We start from the raw sequence: 13300 nt of genomic DNA on the forward strand, positions 1-13300 counted from the left end.
CGCACGGCCGGGGGGCCGCCGTCCCGCCGATCAAGGACAACCGGTCCCGTTCCAACAGTCACCTCATCCAAAGGGCTCACCACGGCGGGGCCTCTCCAGGGGCGGAGCGCCACGCGCGGCGCGGATCACCATCGCCAGGCACTCCGATCGGCGGGAATCGGCGAGGACCCAGCACAGCGCTCCCAGGGCGGCCAGCACGACGACCGCCAGGGCGGCCAGCCCGACCAGCATCGGCGCCCCCGCAGCCGTGACCACCGGCGGCACCGAGATCACGACGCCCAGCGGCCCGCCCACCCGCGCGGCCCTCCTCGCCCTTGCCCACCTCATGACACTCCACCCGTGCGCCGACGCGGCGGTTTCGGCCCGTTGTGCCGCTCTCCGGCCGCGCCCCCACGGCCGCGCGGCCCACGGAACCGCGATCATCCGCGCTTGAGCGGGGAGCACGGGACACCGATTCCGTTACATTCCTTATGCCGCGAAGAATCGGCGACTGCAACATGCACGGCCACAAGCAGTGCAGCATTGACAACAATGTATCGGAAAGGAAAGAACGTCACCGTGGGCCCACGGACCGGAGTTTGTCCAGCTCAGCCCACTATTAAAAACGGCGCGAGCGATCCAGTCGCGCGACGGTGCAACTATCGCGTGCACTTTCATTGCAAGCGATACCTCCCTAGGCTCGACTATTATCGCCATTTGAGAACGGAAGGTGAACGGGATGGCAGCGGGAGCGGCCCCGAGCGTCCGCAAGCAGCGTCTGGGCGTGGCCCTGCGCCGCCTGCGGGAGGGACGCGGCCTCAGCGCGGACACGGCCGGCCGGCGTCTGGGCTGGTCGGCGTCCAAGGTGAGCCGCATCGAGGGGGCGCGCATCGGCGTGGATCTCGCCGACCTGCGTGCGATGCTCCGCCTGTACGGGGCCGACGCGCACCTGGGCGAGGAGTTGCTCGTCCTCGCACGTGAGGCGGCCAGAAACGGGTGGTGGACCAAATACCCCGAGAGCCAGTTGGGCGGGCTGGGGGCCTTCATCGCTTTGGAGGACGAGGCCAGTTCCATTTTCGCGTTCGAAGCCGACACCGTGCCCGGCCTCCTCCAGACCGAGGAATACGCCAGGCAGCTGTTCCTCGGATACGTCGAGATCGCCTCACGGCCACGAGCCGAGGTGGAACGCCGCCTGGAGATCCGCCTGCGGCGCCAGCGGCTGATCCGGCCGCCCGAACGGCTCTCCCTCTGCGTCGTCCTGGACGAGGCGGTCCTGCTGCGGCGCGTCGGCACCGCGTCGACGATGAGCCGGCAGTTGCTGCACCTGGTCGAGCTCGCCGACCTCCCGTCGGTCACGCTCCGCGTGCTGGCACTCGACGCCGACCACGGCGCGGGACTGAGCTCCTTCATCCTTCTGGAGTTCGAACCGGCCTACGGCGTGGAGTTCCCCTCGGTGGTCCATGTGGAGAGCACCGAGTCCATGCACGCCCAGGACGAGGCCCGGGTCCACGAGTACGGGTTGTTCCGCCGGTGGCTGGCGGACCACAGCCTCGGGGAGCGGGACTCGGTCGCTGCAATTCTCGAAGCACAGGAGCAATGGGCACGAAAAGGTCGCGACGCGCTGCCCGCCGGGGATGACGGCGCTCTGCACGCGCCCCGGTGACAAAGCCCCGCCGGTCTCCGGCGAATCCGGAGGATCTCCAATCGGTTTTTGCTGTGCCACGGCTCAGGTTCCGCCCTCTCGGCCGGTTGATGTCGGGCAGGATGTTGTAGTGAATTCACACAGGACACTTGGCCTATCTCAGGTCACATCAGTCACACATGTCCCATGGCGCCGTTCCGCGGCGTGCCAGGCCAACAACGGGTGCGTCGAGCTTGCTCGCCTGGAGGTCGGCGTTCTTGGGGCTCGGGACGGGGCGACGTCGGACAGCGGCGTGATCAGGTTGAGCCCGCGGGGGCTTCGTGACCTGTTCGACGCCATCGGGCGGGGCGCCTACGACCTCTGACCTGTCGTCCGCACGCCGGTCCGGCCGGAGGGGGAGCCCTCACCGGACCGGCACGGCACGGCCGTTCACCGGTTCCCACCCGGGCCGTAAGCGTGGGGGATGTCCCAGATCCAGGAACTGTCGCCCTGCTGCCTGACCTCTCCGACTCCGGCGGCGACCTGCGCGCGAAGGTCCCTGGTGTTCCCCGAGCTCGCGGTGTCCGCGAACAGCCGTCTGACGACCTGCGCGTCGATCTGGGCCAGGCACCACACCTCGAGCGCCGCATTCGGCCACGTCCCGATGTCGTCGGTCGACCACGAGTCGGCCATCGCGAGACCCTGCATGAGCTGCTCCACCAGGTCGGGCTGGTGGAGGTTGATCCCTATCCCTGCGGCTTGGAACATTTCGCCGATCTGCGTGAGCGGACGCCCGCGGAGCCTGCTCAGGTCCCAGTGCAGCGCATACCATCCGGCGTCGTTCAGGCTGATGAGGTGGGAGAGATGACGGGCTTCGTCGTTGCCGTCCGCCTGCATCGTCCTGTCGATGAAGACCGTCTCCAGGTCCGGTGTGTAGCAGAAGTGGTCCGTCCATTCGACGGCCCGGGCCTGCGTGGGCCAAGGGTCGGCCACGACCCACTCCGAGGGGTCCTCGTTCACCCCGCCGATGATCACGAACCAGTGGGATTGCTGAGGGGACATCACCATCCTGATCGTCTCCCCTCGGGCATAGCGCCGAAGAAGGGAGAACGTGCACTGAGCGGATGACTCGCAGATCATGCTCCGTGCGTGCAGGGCCTTCGCCGCCGACAGATCGCGTGCGTCGGGCCGGCTGGTGAGCCGTGAAAAGTCCCAGAAGCCGTTGTGCTGCTGGACGACCGCGCGCAGGGACGCGTTGTACAGCGTGTGGATCAGGGCCGCTTGCTGGTTCGCGGCGTGCCGGGTGTCCGCCTGAATATCCCTGATGGCGTCGTTCGCGATGTGAAGGCGCCGCAGGACCCGGGAGGAGAGGTATTCGCCCGGGGCCCGCTGGACGACGGGGTCCCGCGCCTGCCCGCCGTGGTGAGCGCGTCCCTCATCGAGCTGGTGCCGCCCGTTCTCCGGCTCTCGCCCGGGCCCGCGAAGCGCCTCCCCCATGGCGGTGTTCCCGGCGAGGCGTTGCAGGGCGAGGGCCGTCCGCGGCGCTCCCCCACCCGTATCGGCTCCGGCCAGCGGCACGGACATGGCGCGCTTGGCGTTGGCCTCGGCCTCACGCTCGAAACGGTCACCGGGGTCGCTGACGGACAGTCCCTGGCCGTTGTCGGTGCCCGCCACCGGGCCGCTGCGCTGCTGGATGACGTGCGTCAGCTCATGGGCGAGGGTGTGCTTGTCCGCGCCGCCCGCGCCGACCACCACATGGGAGCCGGACGTGTAGGCACGCGCCCCGATCTCGGCGGCCGACCGCTGCGCGACGGCGTCGTCGTGGATGCGGACGTCGCCGAAGTCCGCGCCCAGGCGCTGCTCCATCTCGTCCCGCAGCCCGCTTCCCAGGGGACGTCCCGACGAGCGCAGGACATCGTGCACCGCCGACCGCTGGACCGCGGTCCCGTGACCGCAACCGGCGTGGTGGACGTGCCGCTGGGTCTCCAGCGCGGCGGTCACCGCGGCGTTGCCCGCCGTCCGCTGCAGAGCCAGCAGAGCCGACATCGGTTCCGCCGCCCTTGGCTGAGCGGCATCCGCCGCACGCTCTTCACTGCCCCGCCTGCCCGGTCGCACCTGTTCCCGCACGGACGCCTCCCCACGAATGGACGCACCTCCACGCTCCCCCGGTGCACGCGGTCGTGGGAAGGCCGCCGAGGACAGCACCAAGGGCACGACCCCGTGCCCTTCCGATCAGACGCTGACGCCGCGAGGAACCGTCATCGAAGGGCTCCGCGGGCTTGGAAGGGCGTCCGGGTCGTGTCCGCGGGCGATGCCGTCGCCGTCCGCGTGATGGCGGTGGGTCATGGGGCGGCAGGCGTCTCGTCCGACGAAGGCCGCGCCTGTCGGGTGGCGGTTCATGGCGTGTCGGTAGACTTCGCGGTGCGGATGGTTCACTCGGTGACGAGTGTCGTAAGAGGGAACCCGGTGCGAATCCGGGACTGCCCCGCAGCGGTGAGCGGGAACGACCGCCGTCATACGCACTGGGCCGCACGGCCTGGGAAGCGACGGCCAGTAGGACGCCTCCTGGAGGCGATGCCCGCGAGTCCGAAGACCTGCCTCCGCCCGCGTGCCGACCGGCGCGCGGTGGTCTGCGGCCTCGCGGGAAGGTCGGCGGCGCGCTCCCAGCGCGTCCCTGCGCCCGCGGGTCCGCCCATGGCACAGCGAGGGAAGCCGCCATGAACACGACAATTCTGGGGTATCCGCGCATCGGTGCGCGCCGTGAACTGAAGACCGCCACCGAGGACTACTGGGCCGGACGCGCCGACGCCGCCGCCCTGGAGGCGGCCGGGGCCGAACTGCGCGCGTCGGTCTGGACGGGCCTGCGCGATGCGGGCCTGGACGCGATCCCGTCTAACACGTTCTCCTTCTACGACCAGGTGCTCGACACCAGCGTGCTCGTCGACGCCGTCCCGGAGCGGTACCGGCATCTGTCCGGGCTCGACCGGTACTTCGCGATGGCGCGCGGGGTGCAGGACGTCCCGCCGCTGGAGATGACCAAGTGGTTCGACACCAACTACCACTACATCGTCCCCGAGCTGGGGCCGGACACGCGGTTCCGGCTGGCCGGCGGATCCGCGTCCAAGCCGCTGGTGGAGTACAGGGAGGCCAGGGCGCTCGGCATCGAGACGCGCCCGGTGCTGGTCGGGCCGCTCACCTACCTGCTGATGGCCAAGCCCGCGCCCGGCGCGCCGGACGGGTTCCGGCCGCTGGACCTGCTGGACGACCTCGTCGAGGTGTACGCGGAGCTGCTGGAACGGCTCGCCGGGGCGGGCGCCGCGTGGGTGCAGCTGGACGAGCCCGCGCTGGTCGCCGACCGGACCGAGGAGGAGATCACCGCGTTCGCCCGCGCCTACGCACGGCTCGGCGGGCTGCCGACGCGTCCGCGGCTGATGGTCGCGACCTACTTCGGGACGATCGGCACGGACGCGCTGCGTGTGCTGGCCAGGGGGCGGGTCGAGGCCGTCGCCCTGGACTTCGCCGCTGGTCCCGGGAACCTGGAGGTCCTCGCGTCGGTCGGCGGGCTGCCGCGCAAGACCGTCGTGGCGGGCGTCGTGGACGGCCGCAACGTCTGGCGCACCGACACCCGCAGGGCCCGCGCCACCTGTGCCACCCTGCTCGGGCTGGCGGACCAGGTCGTGGTGGGCACGTCGTGCTCGCTGCTGCACGTGCCGCTCGACCTGGACGCCGAGACGTCGCTGGACCCGTCCGTGCGCGGGCGGCTCGCCTTCGCCCGGCAGAAGGTCGCCGAGGTCGTCGCGCTCGGCCGGGCACTGCGCGAGGACGGCCCGGCGCCGGACGAGGTCCCGGCCCCGGCGGCGGCCGTCGACCGTGACGTCCGGGCCCGGGTGGACGCCCTCCGCGGGGTCCGGCGCGGCGACCGCGCGGACCGGTTCACCGCGCAGCGGGCCGCGCTCGGACTGCCCGACCTGCCGACGACGACGATCGGGTCGTTCCCGCAGACGGCGGAGATCCGCCGCGCCCGCGCCGACGGGCGGGCCGGGCGCATCCCCGCCGACGCCTACGTCCAGGCCATGAAGGACGAGATCGCGCGTGTCATCGCGCTCCAGGAGGACATCGGGCTGGACGTGCTCGTGCACGGCGAGCCGGAGCGCAACGACATGGTCCAGTACTTCGCCGAGCAACTCGACGGGTACGCCGCGACCCGGCACGGCTGGGTGCAGTCCTACGGGTCGCGTTACGTGCGGCCGCCGATCCTGCACGGCGACGTGGCGCGGCGGCGTCCGATGACGGTGGAGTGGGCGACGTACGCGCAGTCGCTGACGAGCAAGCCGGTGAAGGGGATGCTGACCGGGCCCGTCACGATGCTGGCCTGGTCGTTCGTCCGCGACGACCAGCCGCTCGCCGACACCGCGCGGCAGGTGGCGCTGGCCCTGCGGGACGAGATCGGCGACCTGGAGGCGGCCGGGGTGCGGGTCATCCAGGTGGACGAGCCGGCGCTGCGCGAGGCACTGCCGCTGCGCGAGGCCGACCGCGCCGCCTACCTGGACTGGGCCGTCGAGGCGTTCCGGCTGGCGACCTCGGGCGTCGCGGACACCACGCAGATCCACACCCACATGTGCTACTCGGAGTTCGGGGAGATCATCGGCGCGATCGGCGCGCTGGACGCCGACGTCACCAGCGTCGAGGCGGCCCGCTCGCGCATGGAGCTGGTCGCCGACCTGCGCGACGCCGGGTACGGCAACGGCATCGGGCCGGGCGTCTACGACATCCACTCGCCGCGCGTCCCGTCCGCGGAGGAGATGGAGGACAACCTCCGGCGCGCCCTCCAGGCCGTCGAGCCCTCCAGGCTGTGGGTCAACCCCGACTGCGGCCTGAAGACCCGCGCCTACCCGGAGACCGAGGCGTCCCTGCGCAACCTGGTCGCCGCCGCGCACCGCGTCCGGCGGGACCGTTCCAGCTGAGCGGCCCGGCCCAGTGGTCGTCCCGGCCGGCTTCCGCCCGTTCACCTGGCGGGAGCCGGCCGTCGGGTCCGGCGATCTGGGCCGGGCGCCGCGGCGCCCGGCCGATCGCCAGGTCAGAGGGGTGATCGGGCGCGTGCCCGGCGTCCGGCCGCCGGAGGGCGTAGACTCATGGTGAACGAGGGGTCATCTCGATGCGGGCGGCCAAGCCCGCGTCCCCCTGGTTCCGAGAGACAGGCCGAACCACCGCGGCACCGTCCGTGACGCCGAGGAGCAGTCACGTTGACCGCGGAGTGCGTGGCGCGGACGCCGCGTGGACCCCGGCGCGGGCCGACTCCCCCCGCCCATGGGACCGGCCCCGGGCCGCGACGGGCGGCCACTGACCCGGATCGGAGATCCAGCATGCCCGCCACCGACCCCGCCCCGCCGGCAGCCGGGCTGAGCCGCGAGCGGCTCGAGGAGCACACCGTCATCGCCATCATCGGCGAGCTCGACATAGCGTCCACCCCGTCCCTGCGGGAACGTTTGAACACGGCCCTGCGCAACGTCGGGCCGCGCGTCGTCATCGACCTGTCCGGCGTGACGTTCTGCGACGCGTCCGGCCTCGCCCTGCTCGTCGGCGCGCGCCGCCGGGCGGAGCCGGCGGGCACCACCATGGTCCTCGCGGCGCCGCGCCCGCAGATGGCCAAGCTGCTGCGCATCACCGGGCTGACCCGGGCCTTCACGATCCGTCCCAGCGTCACCGCCGCCCGGCCCGCCCGTCCCGGCGCCAAGCCGGCCGTGGCTTGAGGACGGGGGACGAGCGGGGTGACGACATGACCGGAGGCGAGCAGCCGAGCGGCTGGGGACGCGCGGGGACCCCCCGGCGGCCGGAGGACCGGCAGCGGCTGGCGGCGTCGTTCGACCTGATGACGGCCGTCCTGAACGGGACGCGCCTGCCCGACATGCTGGCGCTGCTGGCGACGCACGCCCGCGCGATGGCCCGCGTCCCGCTGGCGTTCATCGCGCTGCCCGCCGAGGACCCCGACACGCTGCGGGTCGAGGTCGCGATCGGCGCCGGCGGCGACCGGATCCGCGGGCTGACGGTGCGCCGCGGACGGTCGATGCTCGGCCGGGCGTTCAGCTCGCGCCGCGCGGTGTCCGCCCGGATCGCCGCCGACCAGACCCTCACCTCCCTGCCGGCCGGCCCGATCCTGATCCTGCCGCTGGAGACGGGGGAGGCCACCCGGGGCGTCCTCGCCGTCCTCGGACGCCCGGGGGCCCAGCCGTTCAGCCCGGTCACGGCACGCCAGATGCTGCTGTTCGCTGACATGTCCGCCCGGCTGATCGAACTGTCGGAAGCGCACAGCGCCGACGAGGCGGAGCCCGGCCGCCCGCACGTCGTCCGGACCCTCCCTCCGCCGAGGTCCGCGCAGGCGTGAGGGTCGCCGGACGGCGAATGGGCGCGCCCGGCACCGGGCGGGCGGCGGCGGATTCTCCATGGTGTTCCCTGCCACAATTCGCCGGTCCCCGCCGGCGCGCATTGGCACGAAAAGCTGACCGCATTGGCATGAATCCGGATTTCAGCGCGTCCCGCCTGCGCGCCGCCTGCGGAAATCGCCGCCGCGGCGCCGGTTCCGCGAGGATGCCCGTTCGGTCGTCAGATTCATGTGGTACTGTGTCACTAGTTGCGGTTCCCATAGACATATCTGTGCGCCTGCCGGTCTCACCTCAGGCGCATTTTTTGTTGTTCTGGATCTTTCCGGATGGGCCATCGCGGCATCCCCGGCCGCACACGACACGCGGTCGAGGACCGATCCAGAAGGAGAAACATGGCCACCGGCACCGTCAAGTGGTTCAACGCGGAAAAGGGCTTCGGCTTCATCGAGCAGGACGGCGGCGGCCCCGACGTCTTCGCCCACTACTCCAACATCGCGGCCCAGGGCTTCCGTGAGCTCCAGGAAGGCCAGAAGGTGACGTTCGACGTCACGCAGGGCCAGAAGGGCCTTCAGGCGGAGAACATCGTCCCCTCCTGATCTCCGGCGGCATGGCGGGCGGGCCCCCGGGCCCTCCCGCCATGTGCCACGCGGTGCCCGGACGGCACCGCGACCGCGGGGCGTGTCCGCCCCCGTCACCGTTTCCACGACGACCGCGGCGCACGCGCCCGGCGATCGTTCCCGGTCCGTTCTTGAGAATCTCGTCGCCGGTCCCGATCCGAGGGACCCCGGCGGAGCTCTTCCTCGACACGCACCGCACCCGAGGAAGGCTCCACCATGTCCCGCATCGCCCCACCGGCCGCCCGCGGCCGCTCCCCCCGATCACGCCCCGGCCGCGGCCGGCGCCGTCCGGTGACCGCGCAGCGGCCCGACGCCGAGTTCGCGCCGCCCGAGGCCGTCACCCCGCCGCTGCCCGCCATCGGGTCGTTCGCGGAGTCGCGGCTGCCGAAGCCGCTCCTGGCGGCGCTGGCCCGCGAGGGGGTCAGGGACCCGTTCCCCATCCAGGCCGCGACCCTGCCGAACGCGCTCGCCGGGCGGGACGTCCTCGGCCGGGGACGCACGGGCTCGGGCAAGACCCTCGCGTTCGGCCTGCCGCTGCTCGCCCGCACCGCGGGCCGCCGCGCCGCGCCCCGCAGCCCCCACGCCCTGGTCCTCGTCCCCACGCGGGAACTCGCGCAGCAGGTCACCGACGCCCTCGCGCCGTACGCGGCCGCCGTGGGACTGCGGCTGGCGTCCGTGGTCGGCGGCGTCCCGATCGGCCGCCAGGTGAACGCGCTCGCACGCGGCGCCGACGTCCTGGTCGCCACCCCCGGTCGCCTCGCCGACCTGATCGAGCGCGGCGACTGCCGGCTCGGCGAGGTCGCCACGACCGTGCTGGACGAGGCCGACCAGATGACCGACATGGGGTTCCTGCCCCAGGTCACCCGGCTTCTGGAGCAGACCCCGCGCGACGGGCAGCGGATGCTGTTCTCCGCGACGCTCGACCGCAACATCGACCAGCTCGTCCGCCGGTTCCTGGACGACCCGGTCACCCACTCGGTCGACCCGACGGCCGGGGTCGTCACCGCCATGGAACACCACCTGCTGCACGTCGCCGACACCGACAAGCACGAGACGACCGTGCACATCGCCGCCCGCCACGGCCGGGTGATCATTTTCGTCGGCAAGAAGCACGCGGCCGACCGGCTCGTCCGCAAGCTGACGTCCCGCGGCGTCCGCGCCGCCGCGCTGCACGGCGGCAAGACCCAGTCGCAGCGCAACCGCGCGCTCGACGGCTTCCGCACCGAGGACGTCACCGTGCTGGTCGCCACGAACGTCGCCGCCCGCGGGATCCACATCGACGACCTCGACCTCGTCGTCAACGCCGACCCGCCCGCCGACCACAAGGACTACCTGCACCGCGGCGGCCGCACCGCCCGCGCCGGGCGGCCCGGGACCGTGGTGACCCTCGTCCTGCCCGACCAGCGCCGCGAGATGGACGACCTGATGTCCAAGGCCGGCATCACCCCGCGCATCACCCGCGTCCAGCCCGGCGACCAGGAGCTGGCCCGCATCACCGGCGCCCGTCCCCCGGCCCTCGCCGCCCCCGCCGCGCAGGCCACCGGCAGGCCCCCGGCCTCGTCCGCCACCCGGTCCAACGGCCGGTCCGCCGGGGCATCCGCCGGCCGGTCCGGCGCCCGGTCCGCCGGGGCGCCCGCCGCGCAGTCCGGCGGCCGGCCCGGCGCCCCGTCCCGCAAGCCACGCCGCGACGGCGCCGCCGGGCACGGCTCCCGCCGCGGGGACCAGCAGGCCGCCGCGCCGAAGCGGCGTTCGCAGCGCCGCACGTCCACCCAGAACACCTGACGGACGGGCCGCGCCTCGTCCCGTCAGCCGGGCGAGGCGCGTCCCGCCCTCCAGTAGCCCATGGACGCGACGTCCGACCTCGGCGCCCGGCGCTCGTGGGTCAGCCACCGCCGGATCCCGGTCGCCAGCCTGCTCTCACCGGCGATCCACGCGTAGCGCGGCGGCTCCGGCGGGCCGGACGCGCCGAGGGCGTCCAGGACGACCTCCCCGGGCCGCCGCCCCCGGCCGCCGCGGGCGAGCCAGTGGACCTCGGCCCCCGCGGGGGCACGGACCTGCCGTATGTCGGAGGCGGCCGGGACCTCCAGGAACACCGTCGCCTCCAGATCGGCGGGGGCGCACTCCAGGATCGCCAGCGCCGCCGGGACGGCGCTCTCGTCGGCGACGATCAGCTGCCGCGCCCGCCCCGGATGCAGGTAGGTGATCCCCTCGTCGAAGATGCCGACCTCGTCACCGGGACGGGCGCCCTGCGCGAACGCCGACCCCGGGCTTCCCCCCTCGTGCACGACGATCTCGATGTCGAGTTCGAGCGCCTCGGGACGGAACGCGCGCACGGTGTAGTTGCGCACCCACGGCCGTGTGGCCTTGCCCATCAGCATGCACTGCCTCATCCACCCGTTCCCGGACGCGGTGGGAAGCCGCAGATCCCGCTGCCCCTCGCGGCGGAAGAACACGCGGCACCACTGGTCGAACCCCATCGGCACGAAGTCGGCCAGCTCCGGGCCGCCCACGGTGACCACGGCGAAATGCTCGGAGATCCGCTCGGCCCGCAGGACCCGCGTCCGCAGCGGCCGCCGGGTCTCGGGCGTCCTTCTCTTGATCATCAAAGATCGCCTTCCCAAAGATCAACTTGAACAGTGTTTAAGTTGAACAGTGTTCAGGCTAGGAGCTACGCTCGGGGCTGTCAACGGGCGCCGGACGGGCGGGAACGCTATGCAGCTACGACGGGACGACGTGGTGGCCGGAGCACTCGCCGTCCTGGACGACACCGGGATGGACGGGCTGACCATGCGCAAGCTGGCCGCCCACCTCGGCGTCCAGGCCGGGGCCCTTTACTGGCACTTCCCCAACAAGCAGGCGCTGTTGGAGGCCATGGCCGACAAACTGGTCGAAGGCGTCGACGACGACGTCGTCTCCGGGCCCTGGGAGCGGCAGTTCACCGAACTGGCCCACCGCCTCCGCCGCGCCCTCCTCGCCCACCGCGACGGCGCCCGCGTCCTGGCCGGGACGTTCGTCGCCGAGCCCAACACCCTCGCGAGCGGCACCCTCGCCATGGAGATCCTGCACCGGGCGGGCCTGCCGGCGCGGGAGGCAGGATGCATCGCCTTCTCGGTCTTCCATTTCATCCTCGGCCACACCATCGAGGAGCAGGCCCAGGCCGAACTCGCCGCCTCCGGCGCCTGGGAGGCCAAGCGCGCGGCCCTCTCCGAGCAGTCCGCGCAGGAGACCGGCGTCCGCCCCCTCGACGCCATCATGGACGTCCCGCCCGAGGAACGCTTCGCCTACGGCCTGACCGTCTTCATCAACGGCATCCGCCACCAGCTCACCACCGGATCCGGCGGCTCCTAGAGGCCGTCCCTCCGGTCAGGCAAGGGGCGCGAAGGCCGACCGGGTGACGTCCGCCTGCCGCGTTCCCAGAGCCACACGCTTCCGCCGCTGAGCACAACGGTCGGCAGGCCGATCCCGACATCCCACCGCCCGGACCGTCCCATCAAGGCCGGTCCCTGCGCGGTGGGACGCCGGGTCAACGTCGTACGACGCGGAACGCGCCCTCCCGCGTCAGGCGGGCTGGTGGGCGCGGGCGGCCAGGACCGCCTCGCGGAGGTGCTCCTCCTCCTCGTTGGACAGGGACGTCCTGATGATCCGCCCGCCGAGGGGCGCCATCTCCGGGATGACCTTGTCGGGGTTGCGCTTGTCGACGAGGACGAACAGCGCCGCGCCACCGGGGACGAGATGCTCTCCCAGGTCGCGCATGAACGCGTCGTCTACGCCGTAGTCGGCCGCCGCCCCGGCCGCGGCGCCCGCCGCGCCGCCGATCGCCATGCCGAGCAGCGGCATGAGGAACAGCAGGCCGATGAGCCCGCCCCAGGCGGCGCCGCCGATCGCACCACCCGCGGCCATGTGCCGCGACTGGTGCAGCTTGATCTTGCCGTTGTCCTTGCGTTCGACGACCACCAGGTCCGCGAGCTCGACGACGTGCTCGCGCTGGAGCTGGACGAGCCTGTCACGGGCCTGCTCGGCGGTGGGCAGGTCGTCGTAGGCGACGGCGATCAGGTCACTCATGAATTCCCCCGTGTTCTCACTGGACGATGCTTCCGGACGGTGGTCGCGCGACGGCCGGTCAGGTCCCCCGGGCCCCGGCCGGCGGTGCGGTGAGGGCGTAGATCAGCAGGACGCACAGCGCGATGGTCAGAACCGACCACATCGGGAACGCCTGCAGGAACGCCAGATGCCCGATCGCCGCCGCGACGGCGAGGACGACGCCGACGACGCGGGCCCACATCTGGCCCGCCAGGATCCCCGCGCCCACGACGATCTGGACGATGCCGACGGCCAGCCAGATCCATCCCCAGGTGTCGTAGTCGAACACCAGGATCTGGTTGTCGCCGACGAGGTAGTAGTCGTCGTCGAACAGGCCGACCAGCCCGTCGATGACGTTGAAGGCGCCGACCACCAGGGCCAGGGTGCCCGCGAACGCCAGCCATCCGGACGTCCGGTGGCGACGCCCCACCGAGGTCGAGCCATGGGCCGTTCTGGTCATCATCGAACCTCCCGTCGTCAAGGCGGCCGGACCGGCCGGCGATGTTGACGCATCACGGAGGGTCCCGCAGGTACATAAGCCACAAACCGCGATCAAGTGCCATTTGACCGTCGTTTAGCGAAAAGTTGGGCGGCTCTGAAGGGCGAGGATCCGGAATGCCGGA

13 protein-coding genes and 1 riboswitch are annotated in these 13300 nt (G+C 72.3%); of the genes, 8 read left to right on the forward strand and 5 right to left on the reverse strand.

The window, feature by feature from the left end:
• Window positions 1–63: 63 nt before the first annotated feature.
• Complete coding sequence (locus AGRA3207_RS16385; RefSeq protein ID WP_231335500.1) at window positions 64–327, reverse strand: hypothetical protein; 264 nt, start codon at window positions 325–327, stop codon at window positions 64–66.
• 391 nt (window positions 328–718) lie between these two features.
• On the opposite strand from AGRA3207_RS16385, the gene AGRA3207_RS16390 reads away from it, so the two are divergent.
• Window positions 719–1642, forward strand: a complete 924-nt coding sequence (locus tag AGRA3207_RS16390; protein WP_231335501.1) for a helix-turn-helix domain-containing protein — start codon at window positions 719–721, stop codon at window positions 1640–1642.
• Window positions 1614–1985: a DUF397 domain-containing protein gene (locus AGRA3207_RS40235; RefSeq protein ID WP_420830889.1), complete on the forward strand. Its 372-nt coding sequence runs from the start codon at window positions 1614–1616 to the stop codon at window positions 1983–1985. Before AGRA3207_RS16390 ends, AGRA3207_RS40235 begins: the two co-directional genes overlap by 29 nt.
• 65 nt (window positions 1986–2050) lie before the next feature.
• Here AGRA3207_RS40235 and AGRA3207_RS16395 read toward each other — a convergent pair whose 3' ends face one another.
• Window positions 2051–3646, reverse strand: coding sequence for an eCIS core domain-containing protein (locus AGRA3207_RS16395; protein ID WP_231335502.1), 1596 nt, complete (start codon window positions 3644–3646; stop codon window positions 2051–2053).
• A 364-nt stretch (window positions 3647–4010) separates the two neighbouring features.
• Window positions 4011–4216: riboswitch (cobalamin riboswitch) on the forward strand.
• Between the two features lie 101 nt (window positions 4217–4317).
• On the opposite strand from AGRA3207_RS16395, the gene metE reads away from it, so the two are divergent.
• The 5 genes from metE (at window position 4318) to AGRA3207_RS16420 (ending at window position 10379) form a co-directional block, all read left to right on the forward strand.
• On the forward strand, window positions 4318–6564 hold the full coding sequence (metE, locus tag AGRA3207_RS16400) for a 5-methyltetrahydropteroyltriglutamate--homocysteine S-methyltransferase (RefSeq protein ID WP_231335503.1): 2247 nt from the start codon (window positions 4318–4320) through the stop codon (window positions 6562–6564).
• A 399-nt stretch (window positions 6565–6963) separates the two neighbouring features.
• Complete coding sequence (locus tag AGRA3207_RS16405; RefSeq protein ID WP_231335504.1) at window positions 6964–7350, forward strand: STAS domain-containing protein; 387 nt, start codon at window positions 6964–6966, stop codon at window positions 7348–7350.
• A 26-nt stretch (window positions 7351–7376) separates the two neighbouring features.
• Window positions 7377–7982 carry a GAF domain-containing protein gene (locus AGRA3207_RS16410; RefSeq protein WP_231335505.1) on the forward strand — a complete coding sequence of 202 codons (606 nt, stop codon included), beginning with the start codon at window positions 7377–7379 and terminating at the stop codon, window positions 7980–7982.
• A 390-nt stretch (window positions 7983–8372) separates the two neighbouring features.
• Window positions 8373–8576, forward strand: coding sequence for a cold-shock protein (locus tag AGRA3207_RS16415; protein ID WP_231335506.1), 204 nt, complete (start codon window positions 8373–8375; stop codon window positions 8574–8576).
• A gap of 237 nt (window positions 8577–8813) precedes the next feature.
• Window positions 8814–10379, forward strand: a complete 1566-nt coding sequence (locus AGRA3207_RS16420) for a DEAD/DEAH box helicase (RefSeq protein WP_231335507.1) — start codon at window positions 8814–8816, stop codon at window positions 10377–10379.
• Window positions 10380–10402: 23 nt separating this feature from the next.
• Here AGRA3207_RS16420 and AGRA3207_RS16425 read toward each other — a convergent pair whose 3' ends face one another.
• Window positions 10403–11200, reverse strand: coding sequence for a siderophore-interacting protein (locus tag AGRA3207_RS16425; protein WP_231335508.1), 798 nt, complete (start codon window positions 11198–11200; stop codon window positions 10403–10405).
• A 109-nt stretch (window positions 11201–11309) separates the two neighbouring features.
• Between AGRA3207_RS16425 and AGRA3207_RS16430 the strand changes: the two genes are divergently transcribed.
• Window positions 11310–11945 carry a TetR/AcrR family transcriptional regulator C-terminal domain-containing protein gene (locus tag AGRA3207_RS16430; protein ID WP_231335509.1) on the forward strand — a complete coding sequence of 212 codons (636 nt, stop codon included), beginning with the start codon at window positions 11310–11312 and terminating at the stop codon, window positions 11943–11945.
• Window positions 11946–12155: 210 nt separating this feature from the next.
• Here AGRA3207_RS16430 and AGRA3207_RS16435 read toward each other — a convergent pair whose 3' ends face one another.
• Window positions 12156–12659 (reverse strand): DUF1269 domain-containing protein, encoded by a 504-nt coding sequence (locus tag AGRA3207_RS16435; protein ID WP_231335510.1) that lies wholly within the window; start codon window positions 12657–12659, stop codon window positions 12156–12158.
• 58 nt (window positions 12660–12717) lie between these two features.
• Entirely contained in the window at window positions 12718–13137 is a 420-nt protein-coding gene (locus AGRA3207_RS16440) for a DUF7144 family membrane protein (RefSeq protein ID WP_231335511.1), read from the reverse strand.
• Window positions 13138–13300 lie beyond the last annotated feature (163 nt).

This window comes from Actinomadura graeca, from assembly GCF_019175365.1.
GTDB lineage: Bacteria > Actinomycetota > Actinomycetes > Streptosporangiales > Streptosporangiaceae > Spirillospora > Spirillospora graeca.